19 protein-coding genes are annotated in these 22,080 nt (G+C 61.1%); 6 read left to right on the top strand and 13 right to left on the bottom strand.

Translation table 11 applies throughout. The annotated features are described in order from the left end of the window. The first annotated feature begins 10 nt into the window (after positions 1–10). Positions 11–724: a hypothetical protein gene (locus ACK509_RS00155; RefSeq protein WP_410764421.1), complete on the top strand. Its 714-nt coding sequence runs from the start codon at positions 11–13 to the stop codon at positions 722–724. A 134-nt stretch (positions 725–858) separates the two neighbouring features. Here ACK509_RS00155 and ACK509_RS00150 read toward each other — a convergent pair whose 3' ends face one another. From ACK509_RS00150 to malA, 3 genes are all read right to left on the bottom strand, one after another. Further along, positions 859–1,356, bottom strand: coding sequence for a redoxin domain-containing protein (locus tag ACK509_RS00150; RefSeq protein WP_410764420.1), 498 nt, complete (start codon positions 1,354–1,356; stop codon positions 859–861). A 160-nt stretch (positions 1,357–1,516) separates the two neighbouring features. After that, positions 1,517–3,937 carry a glucosylglycerol hydrolase gene (gene gghA / locus ACK509_RS00145; RefSeq protein WP_410764419.1) on the bottom strand — a complete coding sequence of 807 codons (2,421 nt, stop codon included), beginning with the start codon at positions 3,935–3,937 and terminating at the stop codon, positions 1,517–1,519. A gap of 24 nt (positions 3,938–3,961) precedes the next feature. Continuing rightward, the gene (malA, locus tag ACK509_RS00140; RefSeq protein WP_410764418.1) at positions 3,962–5,965 is read right to left on the bottom strand and encodes an alpha-amylase MalA; all 2,004 of its coding nucleotides are present in this window, start codon (positions 5,963–5,965) and stop codon (positions 3,962–3,964) included. 170 nt (positions 5,966–6,135) lie between these two features. Between malA and ACK509_RS00135 the strand changes: the two genes are divergently transcribed. Then, complete coding sequence (locus tag ACK509_RS00135) at positions 6,136–10,671, top strand: glycoside hydrolase family 15 protein (protein ID WP_410764417.1); 4,536 nt, start codon at positions 6,136–6,138, stop codon at positions 10,669–10,671. Between the two features lie 396 nt (positions 10,672–11,067). After that, the gene (locus tag ACK509_RS00130; protein WP_410764416.1) at positions 11,068–11,550 is read left to right on the top strand and encodes an SRPBCC family protein; all 483 of its coding nucleotides are present in this window, start codon (positions 11,068–11,070) and stop codon (positions 11,548–11,550) included. Here the strand turns inward: ACK509_RS00130 and ACK509_RS00125 are convergent. Both ACK509_RS00125 and ACK509_RS00120 read right to left on the bottom strand, forming a co-directional pair. Next, positions 11,547–13,583 (bottom strand): response regulator, encoded by a 2,037-nt coding sequence (locus ACK509_RS00125; protein ID WP_410764415.1) that lies wholly within the window; start codon positions 13,581–13,583, stop codon positions 11,547–11,549. The two genes, ACK509_RS00130 and ACK509_RS00125, sit on opposite strands and share 4 nt — an antisense overlap. A 112-nt stretch (positions 13,584–13,695) precedes the next feature. Further along, positions 13,696–14,589, bottom strand: coding sequence for a DMT family transporter (locus tag ACK509_RS00120; protein WP_410764414.1), 894 nt, complete (start codon positions 14,587–14,589; stop codon positions 13,696–13,698). Between the two features lie 73 nt (positions 14,590–14,662). Between ACK509_RS00120 and ACK509_RS00115 the strand changes: the two genes are divergently transcribed. Continuing rightward, positions 14,663–15,520 carry a DMT family transporter gene (locus ACK509_RS00115; protein WP_410764413.1) on the top strand — a complete coding sequence of 286 codons (858 nt, stop codon included), beginning with the start codon at positions 14,663–14,665 and terminating at the stop codon, positions 15,518–15,520. A gap of 73 nt (positions 15,521–15,593) precedes the next feature. Then, positions 15,594–15,899 carry a putative quinol monooxygenase gene (locus ACK509_RS00110; protein WP_410764412.1) on the top strand — a complete coding sequence of 102 codons (306 nt, stop codon included), beginning with the start codon at positions 15,594–15,596 and terminating at the stop codon, positions 15,897–15,899. 79 nt (positions 15,900–15,978) lie between these two features. Here the strand turns inward: ACK509_RS00110 and ACK509_RS00105 are convergent, their stop codons facing one another. Further along, positions 15,979–16,533 (bottom strand): FAD-dependent oxidoreductase, encoded by a 555-nt coding sequence (locus tag ACK509_RS00105; protein ID WP_410764411.1) that lies wholly within the window; start codon positions 16,531–16,533, stop codon positions 15,979–15,981. A 70-nt stretch (positions 16,534–16,603) separates the two neighbouring features. Next, entirely contained in the window at positions 16,604–17,527 is a 924-nt protein-coding gene (locus ACK509_RS00100; protein WP_410764410.1) for a diacylglycerol/lipid kinase family protein, read from the bottom strand. An 88-nt stretch (positions 17,528–17,615) separates the two neighbouring features. Here ACK509_RS00100 and ACK509_RS00095 point away from each other — a divergent pair, with 88 nt between their 5' ends. Next, positions 17,616–18,266, top strand: coding sequence for a PHP domain-containing protein (locus ACK509_RS00095; protein WP_410764409.1), 651 nt, complete (start codon positions 17,616–17,618; stop codon positions 18,264–18,266). A 78-nt stretch (positions 18,267–18,344) separates the two neighbouring features. Here the strand turns inward: ACK509_RS00095 and ACK509_RS00090 are convergent, their stop codons facing one another. The 6 genes from ACK509_RS00090 to ACK509_RS00065 all read right to left on the bottom strand — a co-directional run bounded on the left by ACK509_RS00090 (position 18,345) and on the right by ACK509_RS00065 (position 22,023). Next, positions 18,345–19,100 (bottom strand): class I SAM-dependent methyltransferase, encoded by a 756-nt coding sequence (locus tag ACK509_RS00090; protein WP_410764408.1) that lies wholly within the window; start codon positions 19,098–19,100, stop codon positions 18,345–18,347. 81 nt (positions 19,101–19,181) lie between these two features. Beyond that, positions 19,182–19,892 carry a 7-cyano-7-deazaguanine synthase QueC gene (gene queC, locus ACK509_RS00085; protein ID WP_410764407.1) on the bottom strand — a complete coding sequence of 237 codons (711 nt, stop codon included), beginning with the start codon at positions 19,890–19,892 and terminating at the stop codon, positions 19,182–19,184. Between the two features lie 57 nt (positions 19,893–19,949). Next, the gene (locus tag ACK509_RS00080) at positions 19,950–20,723 is read right to left on the bottom strand and encodes a 7-carboxy-7-deazaguanine synthase QueE (protein ID WP_410764406.1); all 774 of its coding nucleotides are present in this window, start codon (positions 20,721–20,723) and stop codon (positions 19,950–19,952) included. Next, positions 20,723–21,199 carry a 6-pyruvoyl trahydropterin synthase family protein gene (locus ACK509_RS00075; protein ID WP_410764405.1) on the bottom strand — a complete coding sequence of 159 codons (477 nt, stop codon included), beginning with the start codon at positions 21,197–21,199 and terminating at the stop codon, positions 20,723–20,725. The genes ACK509_RS00080 and ACK509_RS00075 overlap by 1 nt, the downstream gene beginning before the upstream one ends. An 88-nt stretch (positions 21,200–21,287) precedes the next feature. Beyond that, entirely contained in the window at positions 21,288–21,665 is a 378-nt protein-coding gene (locus tag ACK509_RS00070) for an acyl-CoA thioesterase (RefSeq protein WP_410764404.1), read from the bottom strand. 79 nt (positions 21,666–21,744) lie between these two features. After that, positions 21,745–22,023 (bottom strand): hypothetical protein, encoded by a 279-nt coding sequence (locus ACK509_RS00065; RefSeq protein WP_410764403.1) that lies wholly within the window; start codon positions 22,021–22,023, stop codon positions 21,745–21,747. Between the last annotated feature and the right edge of the window lie 57 nt (positions 22,024–22,080).

Here is a 22,080-nt window from a genome sequence, read left to right as displayed (position 1 = left end):
GGTGTAATCAATGACAGCAACTAGTGACCTTACCTCAGAAGAGATTCAGCCTCCACGAACGACAGTACGCGGCCTCCAGACGATGGGGGGCGTCGCCGCACTACTCGAAGGCGCGATATACCTCGGCGCAATCGTCTATTTTCTACTCATCTTGGACTTCACCAGCGTCACTGACCCTCTCCAACAGGTGGAGTTACTCGCTGCGAATCAGGCCGCCATCTACGCCGCGAATCTGATAATCTACGTCGTCTTCGGCATCGTACTCGTCGTCTTGGTGTTAGCACTCCACGAACGACTCGTCGAACGTACCGGCCCGACAATGCGAATTGCAACAGCGTTCGGCCTGCTGTGGGCAGGGTTGGTCATCGCCAGCGGCATGGTCGCAAACATCGGCACCGCCGCCGTCGTCGAACTGTTGGCCACCGACCCGGCACAAGCAGCGGCCACGTGGGTCGGCATCAACGCCGTCGTCGAAGGACTCGGCGGCGGGAACGAAATCGTCGGCGGGTTGTGGACCTTCCTCGTGAGTTGGGCGGCGATTCGCGCAGGTGCGCTTCGACGGGCGCTGAACTATTTTGGATTGGTGGTCGGCGCTGCGGGCATCCTCTCTGCGATTCCTGCGCTCGGTGATATCGGCGGTGGAATCTTCGGCATCACACAACTCGTCTGGTTCGTCGCACTCGGCGTCGTGATGTTGCGCACTCGGCCCACCGAGATGGAGTAACCGTCACTCGAACGACGAGTACAGATTCGATTGTTGATAGACTGGAGAAGAATCACTCGGCGTAGCCCGATTCGAGCATCAAAATGAGGCGACTCCGACGTGAAATGACTATGTGTCTGTTGCTTTTGGGAGCGTTACGACGAGACAGTTTCGGCGACGGCGTCGTACACGTCGTCGATTGCGGCACCGAAGTCCGTCTCACCGTCTCCTTCGACCCACCGATACGTCACGGTCCCCGTCGAATCGAGGACAAAGATACTCCGTAAGGCCGCCTCGAACAGCCCGTACATGTCGGGGAGGACGACGCCGTAGTCGTGGATAACCTCGTGTGTCCAATCGGAGAGCATCGGGAAGTTGAGCTCCTCCTGCTGAATGAAGATGTTCAGCGCCGGTGGGAGGTCCACGCTGACGCCGTAGACCTGTGCGTCGAGTCCTTCGAAGCGATGCATCGAATCGCGGAACGTACACATCTCGGTCGTACACCCGCTGGTGAACGCCGCCGGGATGAATGCGAGGACTATCGGTCCATCTCCGAGCGCCTCACTGAGCGTGAACGAACTGATGTCGTTGTACACCTCGCCACCTGCAATCGGGACGGAGAAATCTGGAGCAGTGTCGCCAACAGAGAGCATGTCTCTCGGATACGGTGGCAGGTGAGTAAACGGTTCCTGCGAGTACAGGTGGGGATACTCAACAGCGGAATCCGACCGCAGTTTTCGCTGACGCAGGTTTATCAACTAACACGGGACCACGGTCGCGTATGAAACGAAAACAGTGCGTGACGACGAGAGATTAGGGTTCGCGCCGCCAGACGATTGCCTGCCCGTTCGCTAACTCGACGTCCGTAGCCTCATCGACGCCGGGCGCGACGAGTGCCGGTTCCCAGCCATCGGTCGGAATGGTGGGGGCGTTCTCGTCGTCTTCGGCGTCGCCTGCGAGAACTTCAGGCGACGTTTCGACGGGAACACCCTCCATGTTCGCGGCGAACAGGAGTTGTTCGTCGGAGTCGGGTGATGTTCGGAATCCGTAGTAGAGGACGGTCCCGTCGGTCGGATGCCGGTAGGTGAAGTAGTCGTCCTCTTCGTCCAAATCGGATATGAGCCACGAGCGGTCGTGACGGAACTCCCGAGTTTCGTGGCGGAACGTCGCCCGCGACTCGTCCTGTTCGTCGTGCCAGTAGCCCAAGTTGGCGAAGTCGTGGATGTCGCGCATCCACGCGTAGCCGTACGCTTCGAGGTCTTCAGCCGAGAGGTCGTCGCCGAGCGGTTGGTCCATCGCCGAGAGCATGTCGGCCATCACGTCGAGGTCGTAGTCAGTCGCGCCGACTGCCGACGAGAGGGCGTTCATGAAGGTGAGAAGCTCCTCACGCGACTCGAAGCCGAGGTCTTTCACGCGGTGGAAGAATCGGTCGTCCTCGAAGTGCTCGTCGCGCACCTGCCAGTAGAGGAATTTGGACTCGTCGGAGACGACTTTGACGTTCCACGTCGGGTCCGTATCGCGGATGAACCCCCACGGGGCGCGCATGTTGGCGTGGACGAAGTCCATCGGAACGCCCGGCAGGAAGCAATGGAACAGCATCGACGACGCGGCGTTGTCGTAGGCTTCGCCGAGCGTCTCGGGGTAGTCCTCACCGAGGTAAGGGTTGACTGGCGATTGGTTGAACTCGACCGTCGGGTCGATTTGCGTTCCCCTCCTGACCGTGTCGTGGTTGGCAACGCCAGTGAGCCAGTTGCCACCGAACTCACCGACTTCGCGGACGCGCCACCACTTCGTCGCCCAGAACGTCAGGAGAGCGGGCGTGTTGTGGGCGAACGTAATCGGCGACCACTGGAACGAGTGGGGGTGCTGTTCGATGAGCGCGCGGTACGAGGAGGCGAGTTCCCAGTCCTCGCGTGGCCACGGGCGACCGTCCTCGTAAATCATCCACGGGCGGTACTCGGTCCCGGCGACCTCTTGCACCACGCGGTCCATCTCAGCGAGGAAGTCGTCGTCGTGGTACATCTCGCCTGTCTCCGGGTCGTAGGAGGTGAAGTCCTGCGCGCCATCGACGCGGATGCCGTCGGCACCGAAGTCCATCTTGCGACGCTGCATCTCCAAGAAGACGGCGCGCGCGGTGGGTTCGGTGTAATCGAGGTGCTTGCCGTACATCCCCGGTCCGAGGATGTAGCGGTCAGATAGGAGTTCTGCGCCGCGGTCGTCGGCGTGGCCGAGTGCGACGTCGAAGACGACCTTGATGGGTCGCGGCAGGTCGTGGCAGGCGGCGATGAAATCGACGAGTTCGTCTGGACGACCGGTTTCGAGAATCGCCGGATTCGGTGCGGAGAAGGCGCTGACGACGATGTCGTAGCCCCAATTAATCATCTCGGGGCGGGCGACTTCGACCGCGACTTCGTCCGTCGTCGCTTCTTTGACCGACCAGAAGTCGTGTTCCTCCTCGTTCTCAGTGAGTGGTTCGACGGGCATCACTTGGATGCCGTCGTAGCCTGCGAAAGCGCGTTCCCACGCGTCGAGGTCTTCGCCAGCGCGCTGTTTCTCGGCGATGTCTTCGTAGACCTCGGCGAGTCCGGCGAGCGAACCTCGTTCGGTGGCCGTGCCGGGATGAATTTCGAGCATGCTCGTCGCCGGGTCGACTCGTGGAATTCCCTCGTCTTCGGTCGTCGAGACGCGCTCGTCGTCGGTGCCGAGTGCTTCGAAGTACTCGCGGTCGGCGCGAGTCTCGTCCAGCGTTTCGAGGTCGTACACTTCGGCGGGCGCGAACGCGCCAAACGGAACCGAGTACGAAACCGGGTCCTGAATCGTGTGTTCGCCCTCGTCGTCCTCGTAGACGAGTTGGTAGAGCGCACCGAGTTCGCCTCGCGTGCCCGCAGGAACGTCTTCGACAGCGACCCAGTGGTACTCGCCGACGCGTTCCATCGAAATTCGGTCGCAGGCGAACGAGACGGTTCGATGGTCGGTGTCGCCGGGGTCGATTTCTGTGGTCGGCGTCAGCAGTTCGAGCCAGACGTTCGATTCGGGAACACCTGATTCGACGATTTCGGGCGTCCAGAACCCAAATTCGACTCCCGAATCGGTGACGTGCGCGCCCAATCGTTTCGAGAGTTCTTTGGCGGCCTCGAAGGTGCCGTCGTGGTTCGCAACGACCGTCTCGTGCCACGAAACGAGGTCGTCGGTGTGGTCGGTCAGTCGGGTTGGGGATGCGTATTCGGAACTCATCGGATTTCGAAACTGGTCGGTGGGTTACGCGAGCGGGCAGACAACGACGTCGTCAACGGTGAGGCCACCCTCGGCGGCGACGGAGTCGCCCGAGATAATGTCGGTCGCTTCGACGTCGAGCGAGCCAACGTCGACGGTTTCGACGCCGTCGCCGAAGTTCAGGAGACAGAGATACGACCCCTCGTCGTGTTCGCGGACGAACGCGACGACTTGGTCGGAGTCGCAGTCGTAGTCGATGCGGCGGAACGCGCCCTGCGAGTTAAGCGCGGGCGTCTCGTTTCGAACTTCGATGAGTCGTTGGTAGTGTTCGCGCACGTCGTCGCGGGCGTGGTCCCACGCGAGCGCGTCACGTCGGCCTCGCTGGCCGATTTCCTGTCCGCCGTAGACCATCGGCACGCCGGGGAGCGTGAACAGTGCGCCCGCGGCGGCCTTCGCGGCGGCGTCGCCACATTCGACGCCGTAGCGCGTCTCGTCGTGGTTTTCGAGATACAGCATGAACGACGCGTGGTCGGGGAAGCCGACTTCGGTGCGCTGTTCGATGGCATCCAGAATGCGGTCTGCGGGCGCATGGCCGCCACCGACCTGCCGGAGCGTGAAGTAGAGCGTCGTATCGAAGTGCATGTCGAACATGCCGTCGTGGAAGTCGGCAATATAGGGGATAGTCTCGTCCAAGAGCAGGAATTCGGGGTCTTTGGACTTCACGCGGTCACGGAGTTCCTGCCAGAAGGTATCGGGCACTGCCCACGCCATGTCACAGCGGAAGCCGTCTACGAGGTCGGCCCACATGTCTACGGCGTCGAGCAGATAGCGCCGAACGTCCAGATTTGTGTGGTCGAAGTTAGCGATGAACTCCCAATCGAAGTACGTCCCCGGTTCGCCGCTATCTTGCCATTCGTACCAGTCGTAGTACTCCGAGTCGGGGTTCTTGTAGGCGTCTTCGAAGAACGGGTGGTCGCGCGCGGAGTGGTTGAGTACGAGGTCGAAGAGAACTTTCATCCCGTGGTCGTGGGCGGCCTCGATGAACTGTTCGTAGTCCTCGCGGGTGCCGAGGTCCTCGGCGATAGAGTAGAAGTCCACGATGTTGTAGCCGTGGGGCGCGTGGTCGTTCTGAAGGACGGGCGTGAGCCACAGACAATCGACGCCGAGCGATTCGAGGTAGTCGAGTCGCTTTCCGAGTGCTTCGAAGGTGTTGTCGGCTTCTTCGTCGTCAGAAGCGTAGCCACGGACGTAAATCTCGTAGAGCGTGACGTGCTGTGCCCACTCCGGCGGGTCGTTTGGTCGGGAGACAGAGAGACCGGAACCATCGGTTGCATTCTTGGGTTCGGCCTCGGCGACGCCGCCGTCGGTGAACGCTTCACGCGAGACGGAGACGGAGTCTGGAACGCTGTAGGTTTCATCGAGTGCGACAGCGTGGACGCGGAGTTGGTCGCCGATAGCCGAGAGCGGAACACGGAGTTCCCACCCGTCGGTCTCGATAGCCGACTCGTCTACGTCGTCGCGGTCGTCCACGAGGAACTCGACCACGAGATCGTCGCGGTCGGTGGTGCTGTTCGGGTTGGGTTGCGGGTCGGCGCGTACGACGACCACGTCGTCTTCGACCGTCGCGTCGAGACGAATGCGCGGGCGGCCACCGTCGCCGCGAGTTGCCTCGCCAGCGCCGCTGCCGGAACCGGATGCGCCGCCGCTGAACTGCGTGGGCCGTGCAGAGCCACTTTGGCCGCTGTAGCCGCTCATTCCGCTCATACCGCTGGTGCCACTTCGGAGCGACCCGACGGGCAGGTAGTCGCCGGGGAAGACACGAATCGTCAGTTCGTGGGTGCCGTCTGGAGCCTGTAGTTCGAGAACGTAGGTTCCGGCGGCGTCGGGGTCGAACTGGATGACCGCCTCGTCGGCGTCGAATTCGAGACTGCTTGCAACCGGTGCGCTTTGGACGTGCCACGAGTAGTCGGCGTCTGGGTCAGGGTCGCGCGGAGCGAGTTGGACTGACTCACCGACGGCCATGAATTGGGGCGGGCCTGGGTGATGCATACATCAGAGAACATGCCGAAAGACTTTGAATTTACTCCCATGAGAATTCTTGTTTGAACCGAACGAGTCGAGTGGAGAGATGGGCCGAAGAACTCGGTTGCTCAAATTTTCGAGGAAAATGTCGTTCACGTGCAACCAATACTTATGTTTCGAGCGAAAGTGTTCCATCTATGCGACTGCGGACCGCGTTAAATGAATACAAGCGTAATCGAGGGAGACGCTTCCCAGAGGAGTGTCCAACCTCGTCCGGCGCATTTTCGAGTCACGGAGATAGACTCGTGTATGTTAGCCCCGATGGCGCACTTCGAGACTACTCGTCATCGCTCTCCGGATTATATGGTATCGACAGGTCTCGGTTCGGTATCGAAACGAACGGCGACACTCACTGGTTCGACGAACTCGAGCCCGTCCGCCAACACTACTACCGCGAGACGACACTCGTGGAGACGGAGTACGACGCAGGCGAGTACACCGTCCACCAGTACGACCTCACGCTCGGTCGCGCACACGTCACCCACGTCGAACTCCGCGGGGCGATTCCAACCGATGCGCACCTAACTGCCTTCCTGACGTTCGCCCCCGAAGGCCGCGAGACTCGAGTCGGTCGTCTGATTCACGAAGTTGGCGGCCCGAACGAGACACAAGCGGTCGAAGTCTTCCACCGACGCGAACACGACTACGTGACCGCTTCGACGGGCCTCGACGACGTTCGCGGGCAGATTCCCGAGCGATTCGACGAGATTCTCTCGGAGGATGCCTTCGACTTCCCGCGCGAGGCCGTCCTCGAACGCTACGAAGACACACACTTGTCGGGCGACGTCGTCGTCAGCGCTCCCCTCGAAATGGACGGGCGCGCCGCGCGAACGACGCTCGTGACCCAACTCTCGGACCACGAACAGATGGGTCGGACCGACGCGCTCGCCGACTTGCAACACTGCGCGCTCCAGCACTCGACTGCCGACGACCTTCGGGCGGCAGCGAGAGAGCAGGCCGAAGTGTACGTCCCCGACGGAACCCCGCGCGAACGAATCGTGCGCGCCGACCTTCGTGCGCTCTCGCTGCTCACCGCGCCGAGTGGCGCACGCATCGCCGCACCCGAGTTCGACCCCTTCTACGCGCACTCTGGTGGCTACGGTTACACGTGGTTCCGAGACGATTCGGAGGTCTCACGCTCGTTACTCAGAGCAGACCAACTACTCCAACTCGGTCTCGGCGACCGTTTAGCGACCAGTGCCGAGTTCTACTGCGATACGCAACTCAGTGACGGCACGTGGCCCCACCGCGTGTGGGCAGTCGATGGCTCGCTCGCTCCCGGATGGGCCCACGGCCGCGTCGAGGGCGCGGGCGACGAAGAGTATCAAGCAGACCAGACTGCCTCCGTCGTCACGTACCTCGCAACGCTCCTCACCGAGCGCCGCGACGAACTGGACGACCAACTCGTCGGTCGGATTCGGACGGCACTCGCAACCGGTCTCAGCGGGTTAGACGACAGCCTCGAAGACGACGGCCTGCCGGAGGTCTGTCAGAACGCCTGGGAGAACATGGCTGGACGGTTCACCCACACCGCCGCGACGTTCTTAGAGGCCTATTCGACCGTCGCATCGGCCCCACTCGACGACGAACTCTGCGAACACGCACGAACACAGGCAACCGCGGTGTACGAAGGTCTCGACGAACTCTGGTCGAAAGAGCGCGAAGTGTACGGCCTTCGACTCACGCCTGACGGCGAACTCGACGACCGCCTCGACTCGGCGACGTTCTCGCTCGTCGAGGCAATCGACGCCTACGCTGACATCGAAGAAGTCGAAACCAAGACGGCAAACCGACTGGTCAAGCACATGGCCGCGACCCTGAAAGGGTTGTACCGCAACCCCGACGGCGACGTGGCCGGGTTGGTTCGCTTCGAAGACGACTACTGGCGCACCGACAGTCAAGACGGCGAGAAGATTTGGTCCGTCTCGACTGCGTGGGGCGCGAACGCCGCCGCGAAGTTCGGCCTCCTGTGTGACCGCCTCGGCAAAGACGGTCGCCGGTTCGTCGAGCAAGCGACGACGCTCTACGAACTCCTCCAACCCGACGGCCCGCTCTCGACCGACGCCGACTACCTCGCCGAACAGGTGTTCGACGACGGAAGCTTCGACAGCGCGACGCCGCTCGGATGGCCGCACGCACTCCGTGTCGAGACGACGGCGATTCTGTCAGACCTCGACGCACTGCCCGCGCCGAAGCCAGCGCCGACTGGCCCCGAAAACCGTCCGCGCTGGACGACCGGCGAGAAGTACGGGATTGGAACCGTCGCAGACCACGGCAGCGAAGACCCCTCGCGCGTCTGGTTCACCTTGACCGAAGGCGCGTTGACGGAAGTTCGCTTCCCGCGTGTTGACCTCATGAACCTCCGGACGCTCGACTTCCTCGTAGCCGATGCGGACCCGAGCGCGGAGTACACCGCTCGGACGCACAACGAGACGCGGCGTGACGACCACGCCGACACGGTGGAACGAACCGCCGAAATCATCAGCGAAGACGCACTCGTCTTCCAGCACACCATCACCGAAACCGGCGATGGTCGCGGGCACAAGTGGGAACTCAAAGTAGAGTACAGCATCGACCCCGAACACGACGCGTTGCTCGCAGACGTGCAGTTCGACGCCCTCGACGGCAACGAGTACGAACTCTACGCCGTCGCCGACACGGCACTCGCAAACACGGGGACGAAAGACCGTGGTATTCGCCTCGGCCAACTCGGAAGCTACCATCTCGTCGCCCGCGACGCGGGCGCGTTCGACGCCGGACAAGGCCGCGAACCACTGCTTATCGACGAGAACGGTCGCGAGTACAGCGTCGCCATCGCGATGACGACCGCTGGCCGATTCGACTGGGCGACCGTCGGGGTCGCCGGGTCACCGTACCTCTCGGAGTTCTTCTCGAAGGGTGAGATACCGGCAGCGAACGAACGCACCGACGACGAAAACGTCGTCCTCGTCGGTCGCATCGGCACGGGGAACGAACTCGGCGAGACGCTCGCACTTGGCTTTGCCGAACACGCAGATACCGCCGCCGCACTCGGTGAGGCCGCTGGTGCGCTCACTCGTGGCTACGAGACGGTTCGCTCGGCCTACACCGACTCGTGGGACACGTTCCTGTCGGACAAGGAACTGCCCGAATCCGTTGCGAGCGACGAGCAACTCGTCGAACAGTACAAGACCTGTCTCATGAGTCTCCGTGCGGTCGAAGACAAGACGTACATGGGCGCGGGTATCGCCTCGCCGTCGGTTCCGTGGGGCGAAGCCGTCCCGTCCGAGGAGTCCAAAGGCTACGGGTACAACTTCGTCTGGTCGCGCGACCTGTATCAGGTCTTTACCGTCTTCGAAGCGGTGGGCGACCTCGAAACTGCCATCGACGCGCTGGAGTACATCTACACCTTCCAGCAAGACGACCGCGGATTCATCCCGCAGAATACCTACCTCAACGGGCGCACCCGCTGGGGTGGCGAACAGATGGACAACATCTCGTTCCCGCAGGTGATGGCCTACATGCTCAAAGAACACGGCATCACCTTCGACGACGTGGACTACTCCTACGACAACATCAAACGGTCTGCGGATTACGTCGCTCGAAACGGGCCGCCGACTGCCCAAGAGCGGTGGGAAGAAGAAGCAGGCTACTCGCCGTCGTCTATCGCCGCGGAAATCGCAGGCATCACCTGTGCCGCGTCGGTTGCAATCGACGAAGGCCACACCGAAGACGCACTCGTGTGGCTTGCACTCGCCGACGACTGGACCGACCGCATCGAAGATTGGACCGCGACGAAGACCGGCACCGACCGACACAAGCACACGCCGTACTACGTCCGTGTCACCCGGGACGGCGAACCCGACGCTGGACACCTGCGGACGCTCGCCAACAACGGGCCGACGCTCGACGAGCGCGAAATCATCGACGCTGGCTTCCTCGAACTCACCAGACTGGGTATCAAATCCCCCGAAGATGAGGTCATCGTGAACTCGCTCAAAGAAGTGGACGACACCATCCGCATCGATACGCCGTACGGCCCGGCGTTCTACCGCTACAACGGCGACGGCTACGGTGAGCGCGAACGCGACGAAGAAGGCGCGCCGTGGTCTATCGAAGCGAAAGGCAAGGGTCGCCTCTGGCCGATTTTCACCGGCGAGCGCGGTGAGTACGAACTCCTCGCCGGAACGTCCAGCGGTGACCTCGAACCGAACAACCTGCTCCAGACGATGGCATCGTTCGCAAACAGCGGACGCATGCTCGCCGAGCAGGTGTGGGACCGCGACCACACGACGGACTACAACTGGGAGTTCGGCGAAGGGACCGGCAGCGCAACACCACTCGCGTGGTCCATGGCGCAGTTCGTCCGACTCGCCCACAGCATCGACGTGGGCGAACCAATCGAGATGCCGCAATTCGTCCGCGAGCGCTACGTCGAATCGTCGCTCCCCAATGGACCGAAACTGCGCGTCAGCACGCGATTCAGAGGCGACAAACTCATCGTCTCCGGACAGAGCGACGCGGCACTCGTCGCAGTCAAGACACCGAGCGAAACGACGCTCATCGAACCAAAGGGCGACTCCTTCGAAGTCGAAGTGGACATCGAATACGGTGAGAATCAAGTGACTGTCGCCGCTGCGTCCGACACAGACCTGACGAAAGCCGGGACGAACGTCTCGCGCTTTACGCTCTAAGTCGGCGACAACGACGCAGATTTTTCTTTCGTAACCTCCTGCAACGTGTGTTCTTTCGCCGAGAAGGGTCACGAAACTGTGAAAAATAATTAATATATTTGGGTGACACATCTTGGAGTGCCGTGGCTGAGCGTCACGGCGCCTGACGTGGCTGAGCGTCACGTCTAAACAGCCAACCCCCAAATCCCAGTGCGGTTGGGTGTTGCCCTTGCGACTGCCCGCGCTGTCCGTGCCTCGGTTCGTCTCGCGCGGGTGGTTTTCACGGTCGGTGGTGGCCGTGGTGGGATTTAGAGATGGGACGTGAAGAGGCCTTGTGCTGGATTTTTGCGTGTGCCGACTGGTGAGACGTTTTCCGCGGCACGATTGCTTTTCCGCGTAGACTTCTAACACCCAACCATGCCAGTCTATCAGCGTCGCGTACGCGTCGCCGCGCCTCTCGAAGCAGTCTGGGAGTTCCACTCGGACGTCTCCGGGTTAGAAGCGCTTACACCGGGCTGGATGGGTCTCGAAATTCAGGCAGTACGCGGCTCCGACGGCGAACTGAATCCCGAGGAACTCGCCGAAGGGACGGAAATCGACATGGCGATGCGACCGCTCGGTGTCGGGCCGCGACAGACGTGGACCTCGCGGATTCTCGCCCGCGAACGGGGTGAAAACACGGCGTGGTTCCGCGACGATATGCGCGACGGGCCGTTCGACCGATGGGTCCACACCCACCGATTCGTCGCAGAGGGCGACGAGACGGTTATCGAAGACCGAGTCGAGTACGAACTGCCGTTCGGCCCGCTCGGCGAGTTTGCAGGGACGTTCGGAATCGTCGGCTTCGAACCGATGTTCCGCTATCGCCACGACAAGACGAAAGAACTGCTCGAAGGTTAGTTGTTCTGCGGACTCACGCGCCGGTCCACATCCGAGTGAACGGCGGCCATGTCGATTTCGAAGCGAGCGCCGCCGAGGTCCGGTTCGGGTTCGGTCGCCTCGATTTCCCATCCGTGGGCTTCGACGATGCCTTTGACGATAGAGAGACCGAATCCGGACCCGGACTCTGAGGTCGTGTGGCCGTGTTCGAAGATGGTTTTTCGCTTTGCTTCGGGGATTCCCGGCCCGTTGTCGGCGACATAAAAGCCGGTCGGCGTTGCACCGACGTGAATCGTCAGTGAGTCGGCGTCTTCTGACTCGGCGTCTCCGATGTCGTCTGCTTCGCTGTGATTGTACGTAGACCCGTGCTGGATGGCATTACGAAAGAGGTTCTCGAACGCCTGTTGGAGACGGCCAGGGTCGGCCTGAACGATATCGAACTCGGAGTCGATACTGAGTTTCGAGCGGTCGGTCTCGACCGTACTCCACGCACGCTCGGCAATCTGGTCGATAGAAACGGTGTTGGTTTCGCCCACCTTTCTGCCCTCTCTGGCGAGTGTGAGTACGTCGTTGAGGAGCGTATCCATTCGAGAGAGTGCGTCGAGCGAGCGAGAGAGATACGTCACGTCGTCTTCTTCGGCGGCGAGTTCGACGAACCCCTTTGCGATGTTGAGGGGGTTTCGGAGGTCGTGAGAGACGACCGAGGCGAACTCTTCGAGGCGGTCGTTCTGACGGCGGAGTTCGCGCTCTCGACGCTGGCGGGCGAGTGTGTTCGAGACGTTGTCTGCGACCGTTCGAAGCAGGTCCACCTCCATGTCGGTCCACGCACGGCTCTCATCGAGGTGGTCGAAGAGGACGAAACCGACGAGCGTCCAATCGCTGACCATCGGCACGGCGACGAAGCCACCGGTGTCCGACGTTCTGAGGAGCTTTTTCGTCTTCGTTGCTTCCGGTGGGAGTTCGCCAGTGTGGTGGATGCGGATGTTTTCGAATCGACCGAGTCGGGACAACAACCACGTGGCGTCATCGATGCCGATACGCTCCGGGTGTGCGACGACGGAGTCGGCGTGCCAGTCGTGGATACACGCGGCGGCACGCCTCTCTTCGTCGTATCGATACACCGTACAGCGGTCGAGGCCAACGGCTTCACCGAGTGTCTGGAGTGTCCACTCGATTTTCGTGCCGATTTCGTCGGCTTCGGCGCTCGTCAACGACGTCGACGTGTCGAGTACGGCGTCCTGTAATCGAGTCTCGTAAGTGAGGCGCTCTTGTTGGCGGCGACGGTCGGTCACGTCTTGCAACGTCCCGAGGATACTCAGGTCGTCGTCGGTCGAGCGAACCGTGAGGTGGCCCTCACACAGGATTTCAGTCTCGGGCCGGAGGTAGTTTGGCCCGGCTTCGAATACGGCTTCGAATCGGGTTGCTTCGGATGCATCGTCCAACAGCGCGGCTGTGAGCGCAGATTGGAGTTCGTTCCCGTCGGCGGCGAGGTCGGTGACGTGTTTACCGAGGACGCTTTCGCGGTCGTAGCCAGTTAGTTCACAGAACACGCTATCGACGGAGACGAACGTGCCATCGGTATCGAGCGTGTAGACGGCGCTGTCGAGTGCTTCGATAGCCATCCCGTATCGTTCGGATGCGGCCTGTGCCCGTGATTGGGAGACGGCGTTGAGGACCCTATTTGCGAGTACGGTGTACTGGTCGGTACCCGTGTCTTTCTGCATATAGTCTGTCGCGCCGACGCGGAATGCGTCGCGGGCGACTTCTTCGGAGCCTTTGCCGGTGAAGAGAATAAACGGCAAATCGGGGTGTTCAGTTCGAACTGCACGGAGAAATTCGAGACCGTCGATACTCGGCATATCGTAGTCGGAGACGACACAGTCGAACGCCGCTTCGCGGAGCAAGTCGAGTGCTTCCAATCCGTCGTTCGATGTGGTGACCGAGAGCGACGTCTCACCGGCCTCACGTTCGAGAAATACCGCAACGAGGTCTGTGAGGTTTGGCTCGTCGTCAACGTGAAGAACGTGGACATCGGTCCCTGAGCCACCATCCATACAGTCTAGGTTTCGCTGGCACTAATGAGCGTTTTGACGTGGTTATCAACACTGATACGGTGTGTTGAATAATAATTCCAAGTGAGTGTTATTTTGTGAGGAGTTCTGAGAATCACGTGGCAACCGACGACGAGGCGGTGACATAGATACCACCGAGGACGACAGCACCACCGACGAGCGTCGGGACTGTCGGAATCTCACTCAAGAGAACGAGTGCGAGGAGTGTGCTTCCTACCGGTTCACCGAGGAGCGAGACGGAGACGACACTCGATTCGACGTGCGCGAGCGCCCAGTTGATGACCGTGTGGCCGAAGATACCGGGACCGACTGCCATGGCGAAAAAGAGTATCCACTCACGTGCGGGATATCCAACCAGCGGGTCGCCACGGCCGAGAATGACGACGCCGAGCGCGAGCGCACAGACAGAGTAGACCACGACGACGTAGGGAACGAGCGAGACTCGGCTTCGAACACTCCGACCGGTGAGAACGTAGGCGGCGGCGGTTATCGCGCCCACGACCGCGAGAGCATTTCCGAGCAACGGCTGTGGTGCGCCGCTGGGCGTCAAGAAGTCCGAGACAGACATCACGACCATCCCACCGAGTGCGATAGCGATTCCGACGACGATGCGCCGATTCACTCGCTCGTCGAGGAGTGCCCACGCGCCCACGACGACGAAGAGCGGTTGTGCTTGGACGAGGGTCACACTCGCCGCAACCGTCGTGTGGTTGAGGCTCTCGAACCACGAGGCGAAGTGGGCAGCGAGTGCGACGCCCGCGCCCGTCGCGAAGACGAGGTCACGACGCGAGATGAGCGAGAACTCGTCGCGGTATCGAGTGAAAGCGACAGGTGCGAGAAGAGCGACGGTGAAGACGACGCGGTAGAACGCTTTGATGAGACTCGGCGCGGTACTCCAGCGGACGAGAATCGCGCTGGTACTCACCGCGAGTACGGCGACGCTGAGTGCGGTGTAAGGAGAAATCGATGGCGATGGAGCCTCGGTCACAGTTCGCACGACACAAACAGTACGCTTACCGCTTGCGCATTACTTTACTCGCTCGACTGAGGTGACCCGAACAGTGAGCGACCGACTCGGAACCGGACTCGTTGCCCTCTCAGCGATTAGCTTCGGGACACTCGGCGTCCTCGGCAAGCTTGCGGGTGCCGCAGGGTTGACGATTCCAACCGTCCTCGCACTGCGATTTTCGGTCGCAACGCTGTTCGTCTGGGGCTGGTTAGGAGTTCGCGGCGAGTTGCGGATGCTCTCGGGTCGGTCGCTCCTCATCGGTCTCGGCCTCGGCGGGCTCGGCTACGCGACGATGAGCGCGCTCTACTTTCTCGGCTTGGAGTACCTGACTGCGGGACTCGTCGGTATCGTCCTCTACACCTACCCCGTCATCGTCGTGGGCTTGAGTATCGCCGTCCTCGACGAACCCGTGACGCCGAAGACGGTCGCCGCGCTCGCGGTTGCACTCTCGGGGGTCGTCCTCATCGCCGGTGCCGACCCCAGCGGCGTCGATATTCGCGGCGTCTGCATCGTCCTCGGCGCGGCCGTCGTCTACGCGCTCTACATCGTCATCGGCAGACAGGCGCTCACGACGGTCGATTCGCGCACGTTGACGGCACACGTTCTTCCTGCGGCCGCCGCCTCCTTCGTCATCTTCGGCGGATTCACCGGGCAACTGCACATGCCGACCGAACTGTCGTCGTGGGCAATCGTCGTCGCTATCGGCGTGTTTGCGACGGCGATTCCTATCTTCACGTTCTTCGCCGGGATGTCGCGTATCGGTGCGAGCAGAGCCAGTATCGTCAGTACGTTCGAACCCGCCGGGACGCTCGCACTGGGTGCAATCGTGCTGGGCGAACCCGTGACGCTCGTGACGGTTTTCGGTGGTGCGCTGGTCGTCGCTGGCGTCGTGTTGGTCGAAACGGGCTAGTACTGGAGTAATTCAGGCGTCCTAACCGCTGTAACCCGTGCTTATGTGTTTGCCAGTCGATAGTACCTGCGGAATGTCTAACTCAGTATACGCGCTCCAAGCGCGCCTGAAAGCCAAGCCCGAGAAGGCCGACGAAGTCGCCGAATTCCTCGAATCTGCGTTGCCCATGGCCGAGGACGAACAAGGGACGACCACGTGGTTCGCGCTCCGTTTCGACGAGACCACCTTCGGCATCTTCGATACGTTCCCGGACGAAGATGCCCGTCAGGCCCACCTCGACGGGGACATCGCGGCGGCGCTGATGGAGAACGCCGACGAGTTGCTGGCAGAAGAACCACAGATAGACCACGTGGACGTACTCGCGGCGAAGCATCCCTGAGTGGAGAACACGCAGTTGAGAGTACGCAGTTTGAAAACGTGGGTGAGAGCGAGCGCTTCAACAGTGTGCGCGTCCGCGACTATTCGGCGTCAGCGGGCGTATCGAAGTCGTGGAAGTGCTCGCCTTTCTCTTTGGTCAGGATGTTGAGCGCGGCGGCCGCACCGTCGCCCGCCGAGATGATGGCTTGCCACTCTTCGGCGCGAACCATCGCACCTGTGGCGTAGACGTTCTCGATGCTCGTCTCCATCGTCACGTCCACATCGACGACGTTCTCGTCGGTGAACGCACAGCCGAGTTGCTCGGCGAGGTCACGCTTTGCGCCGGTTGCGAGGACGACGTACGTTGCTTCGTACTCCTTGCCGTCGGCAGTGACGACAAAGCCATCTTCCGCACGTTCGACCGACGTGACTTCCGCCTCGTGGATTTCCGCGCCAAAACTCTCGACTTGTTCGCGTGAATCTTCGAGGAATTCGGTCCCGTCTTTCGAGTCGAGGCCGAGGTAGTTGAACAGGTGTGCCTTGTGGAGCCACGTCTTGTCGGTGTCGAAGACGTGCGTGTCGAGGCCGTTCTTCGAAGCGAACAGTCCCGCAGACAGTCCTGCTGCTCCGCCACCAACGATTACGACTTGCGTCATGTCACTCAGCTACGGTGTGAAGACAAATGAGGGTTGGGGAGACGGAGAAGCGCGAAAAGCGGCCGACTGCTCAACGTGGCGTCGTCCTACTCCACTCTTCGGGGTCGGGGTCGTAGCGCTCGCCGACGAAAAATTCCATCGAGCCGGGACGAGTGTCGATAGTCAGTTCGTCGGTTTCGATTATCTCGCCATCGAGGCTGAACTGTACCGGTTCGCCATCGGTCGTGACGTGCAGGTGCGAACTCTTCACGCGGGTGAGGTGGCTCGCTTGACGGCGAAGCAGTCTATCTGCTGCTCCTTTCGAGAGGTAGTCGAGTGCCGGAGCGTCCTTGATGATGACGGCGTTCACCATTCCATCCTCCATATTCGCCTGTCGCATCCGTTCGCCGGGGAACCGTCGCCCGTTGCCAACGAGCAACATCAGTGCTTCACCAGACCACGCAGGGTCTCGGTCAGGGCCAACAGAGACCCACATGGACGGCGCTTCGAACGTGCGAGCGACCGAGAGCGTCGTGAGGACGTACGCCAGCACACCCAATCGACGCTTGAGACGGCGAGAGGTCTTTGCGCTGGATTCGGCGGTTAGTCCGCACACACACGAGTTGAGAAACGGCCGTCCGTTCGCCATTCCGAGGTCCAACTGTCGCTTCTCGCCGGATTCGATGACCGAGAACGCGTGTTCGACGCCACGGATACCGATGTTGTCCGCGAAGTCGTTGCCGGTGCCTGCGGGGATGATACCGAGCGAAACCTCGTCGAGTTTTCCTGCATCTAAGACGCCTTTTACCGTCTTGTTCAGCGTTCCGTCGCCACCACACGCAATCACTGTGTCTGCGTATTCGGCCGCTTGCGCGGCGAGTTCGACGGTGTGGTCTCCGCCCTCGCTATCGAGGACTTCCCATCCGCGCTCTGTCGCGTGCTTCAACGCCTGCATCGTTCGTTTTCCGTTGCCACTGTTCGGGTTTCGAACGACGACGCGAGTGGGCTCAGTCATTATCACCTACTCACCGCCGCTTTTGAAATGCGTACCGGCGGCGAAGGTGACACTGCTGTTTTATTATCGTTGCTCGTGGAATGCAACTATGTTCGACTGCGACCTCCACACCCACAGCCGATTCTTCCATCAAAAGCCGGGGGTTGCCGCGGGATTCGACCCGTACGGGGCGCGTGCGACGCTCAAAGTAGCCACTGCTCGGGGACTCGACGGCATCGCAATCACGAATCACGACTTCTTCCGACCCGCGACGATTGTGAGCGACGCCTGCATTCCGGGTATCGAAATCTCGACCACACAGGGCCACTTGCTCGTCGTCGGTCCGAACCCACCACGCGATACTGTTTCCGGCGAACTCACCCCGCACGAGGCAGTCGAACTTGCACACGACCACGGCTGTGCGACTATTATCGCCCATCCATTCCGAAACAGCACGCTCAAAGAGAGTGACGCCGACTTCGACGCAATCGAGGTCAACGGCAAACATCCAGAACACCGCCGCGAAATCGAACGAATCGCCGAGGAACGAAACCTCTCGCTCGTCGGCGGGAGCGATGCACACTTCCCGTTCGAAGTGGGACGGCTTTCGACCAGAATCGACGCCGACGAGTTCACCCCGGAAGCGGTCGTCCGCGCCATCGAGAACGGTCGCGTCGAGCCGGTCGCCCGAAACGGGCCGCTCTTCCGGGCGCTCGGTGTCGTCTACAATCGGATTCACGAAGAGAAAGGCCACGTATAGACCGCGAGGCGGTCGCAGACGAGGCGGAGGTAGACTAACACTGCGGCACGATAGCAGACGGTTCAACGAGCAGTATCGTCAGTCTCGTTTTCGCGCTCGAATCAGTGCCTTCGGATTGGCGAAGGAGACGACTGAATCGCCGTCGAATTCGACGTCGAACAATTCGTGTGCGCCCTCGGGTGCCTCACGGAAGCGACGCTCCAATTCGGCGATGTCGTCTTCGGCGACGCTGGTTCGTTCGACCCACGGGCCGAATTCGAGCGTGATGGCCGCCGATTCGACTGCTTCGACTTCGAGTCCTGCATCTTCGAACCACTCGCGCCACTGTGAGATGGAGTATAGTTCGACGTGTGTCGGGTCGCGCAGGCGTTCGACCCCGTTGAGAAAGTCGGCGAGCGAAGTGTCTTCTGGAGCGACGTTATCCTCGAAGGCGAGGACACCACCCGGTTCGAGGACGCGAGCGGCCTCGGCGACGAAGGCTTCCGGGTCGGGGAAGTGGTGGGCCGCGATGCGACAGGTTACGGCATCGAACGACTCGTCGGCGAAGGGCAGTCGCTCCGCGTCGGCGACGAGTCCAGCGACAGGATACTCACGAACGGCGGTTGCGACCATCTCGGGTGCGAGGTCACTGGCGACGACGTTCGGGACTCCTGCGTTTGCGACTGCACCCGCGGTGTGGCCCGCGCCGGTTGCGATATCGAGCGCGCGAGTCGAGTCGGCGCACCACGAGCCGAGCGTGTGACGGTCCTCGCCCAGTCGATGCACCTCGCTTTCGAAGTACGAGTCTGCCGCCTGTCCGAAGTGGCTGGCCGTCGCTCGTTTTTCGTCTGTCATTGTGACAGGTGTGCATGGAGAGGTGAAAAAGAACGGGTCGGTGACAGAGTGACGACCGACGACGGAAGAACAAAAACAGATTCAGGCCGATTCGACGTACTCCGGACGCTCGGCGTACGGAATCGGGTCGCGCTCGCCGAGGTTCTGAAACGCCTGCAAACGGAAGGCACACGAGTCACAAGTGCCGCAAGCGGGTTCTTCGGCACGGTAGCAGGACCACGTGTGTTCGAAGGGAACGTTGAGTTCGAGACCGCGGCGGGCGATATCGGTCTTGGAGTCGTTGACGAACGGAACCTCCAGCGAGATGTTCGTTTCGGGCTTGGTTCCGACATCGACCATCGCTTCGAAGGCCTCGAAGAACTCGGGGCGGCAGTCGGGGTAACCCGAGTAGTCTTCGGAGTGCGCACCGACGAAGACGGCGTCGCAGTCGTTCGCTTCGGCGTAGGAGACGGCCATCGAGAGCAAGTTGGCGTTACGGAAGGGGACGTACGAGGTCGGAATCTCCTCGGAATCGAGGTCTGCGTCTTCGACGTCCATCGAGTCGTCAGTGAGCGAAGACGCGCCGATTTGCTTCAGGTGACTCGTCTCGATGTGGAGGAAGTCCTTCGCATCGAGTTCGTCAGCGAGTGCGCGAGCGCAGTCGTACTCTTTGGACTCGGTTTTCTGCCCGTAGGAGGTGTGGAGCGCGTAGATGTCGTAGCCGCGTGCTTTGGCTTCGTAGGCAGTCGTCGCGCTGTCCATGCCGCCGGAGAGGAGAACGACGGCGCGTTTGTGTGAGTCAGATTCGGTCATGGTTTGATGGAAGTGTGGTCGTGGAACGGTGTGTGGTCGTGGAACGGTGGGTTACGGTTACGTCTCCGGTGCGTCGTTCCACAAATCGACGTGGAGTCGTGGCGTGTAGCGATAGCCGAACTCGGCGGCGAGGTCGGCGACGGCGGTTCTGCTCCCTTCGAGTGCCTCGCGAGTTTGGCCTTCGGGCATGAGCAGAACATCAGAATCGCGGACTGCGTGGTTTGTAACGCCGCGAACGTCTGAAACGAGCGTTTCGATTTCCGGCATGTCGTCGGGGCCGGTGACGACGAACTTGAGTTGGAAGTCGTCGGCGTGTTCGATGAGCGACGAGAGCGAATCGAGGTCGATACGCTCGGTTTCGTGCTTGTCGGTCCAAACACCGGGATCAGTGCCTTCGGGGGCATTTTCGGGTGTTGGGGTCGAAGACGCGAGTTTGGGGCTGATGCTCGCTAAATCGACGGGCGCGTCGGTTTCGAGCGTTCCGTTCGTCTCCACGGTGAGGTGATAGTCGTCGGAGAGTTCGGACAGAAGCGCACTCGTCTCCTCGTGGATGAGCGGTTCGCCGCCGGTGACGACGACGTGTGATGGGGCGAGTTCGCCGACTTCCGCGACGATATCTTCGACGGTCATCCACGCGTGCGTCGGTTCCCACGAGGTATGATACGAATCACAGAACCAGCAGCGGAGGTTACAACCACTCGTCCGGACGAAGGTACTCGGAACACCAGCGAGCTTGCCTTCTCCTTGGAGCGACGCGAAGAGTTCGTTTATCGGCAGTCGGTCGCCGTCGGCGTCGGAATCGGGTCGGGAGACGGAGTCCGAAACGGGCATCAGAACCCTGCGCAGAGTTCGCTCGTTTCGCTAATTTCGACCGAGACCTCGGAGACGGTCTCGGGGAGACGGTCCATGAGTTTCTCTTCGAGCAGGACGGCCATCACTTCGGCCGTCGGCGGGGCTTCGAGGACGACCATGCCGTCTGCGTCACCTGATTGTTCGAATGCTTGGACGAGAGGGTCGCCCGACTCGACGAGAAAGCGGTGGTCCCACTCGTCGATAACGTCGGTGACGACGCCCTTATCGACGACCCAGCCCTCGTCGGTGAGTTCGCCGACGATTTTGACCGAGATTTCGTAGTTGTGGCCGTGTGGCCGACTACATTTCCCGTCGTGGTGGAGGAGTCGGTGACCGGCGCTGATTCGAATTGGGCGGTCCCGACCGATGTGGAGGACGCGTTCGCCCGCACGCGACATCGGCGTCTCGACTTCGTCCGGTTCCCGACGGACGGTCTCTGGTGTTCCCATAGGCATATCCCAAGATTACCCCGATACTACTTAACCACACGGTCTCGATTCAGTCATGCGATTTACAAAAATAGCAGAATCGTGGACTATCTGATTATTCGTCAAGTGCGGCGCGCCACGAGTCGGGAATCTCTACCGGTGACCCCGACCCGTCCATCGCCACTTGAATCGTCTCGCCGGTTGCGACGACCTCGCCGTCGTAGGAGAGTTCGTAGGAGAGTGGGAAGCTCTTCGTACCGGGTTCGCCAGCCTCGACTTCGACCTGCACGCTTCCGACGCCTTCGATGGGGGCGCGATAATCGAGTTCGAGATGGGCGACGACGATAGAGAGTTCGGAGAGTGGAACGTCGAGTACCGCTTCGAAAAACTTCACGCGCGCTTGCTCACAGTAGGTCGCATAGACGGCGTTGTTCACGTGGCCAAACGAGTCAAAATCGCGGAAGCGAACGGGGACATCGGCGACGATGCTCATTGACGATAGCAGACGCGGGGCCCATATAGAAACGACGATTCGAGGGGTGGCGTCCACCTCAGCACACGAATCAAGTGGCCTATTCGGCTGTCGAGAGGGTGGGGTTCGAACGCTGTGGAGGGCGTCCGTAAAGAGCGACGACTTTCCACACGTTCGACCGGGCACCCAGACGAACCATTTCGAGTGGGATGCGCGTGCCCACGGGAAGTGCCGCGAGTGTCTCGCGGATACGGTCGTTTTCGTACGCGACAAGGTGGCGGGTTTCGTTCGTCTCGTCCACCTCGACGGTCATCGACTCGTGGTCGTTCATCGGGCGGCGGATGCTCACCAGGACTGGGGTTGACGACTGCGAAAGCATTGATACCGAACATGCGTAGAGACGGCATAAAATATTATATTACCAATATGTTTTGGT

The organism is Haloferax sp. DFSO60, assembly GCF_046557615.1.
Classification (GTDB): Archaea; Halobacteriota; Halobacteria; order Halobacteriales; family Haloferacaceae; genus Haloferax.
Note: the sequence above shows the minus strand (reverse complement) of the source record. Positions and strands in the feature narration are given on the sequence as shown.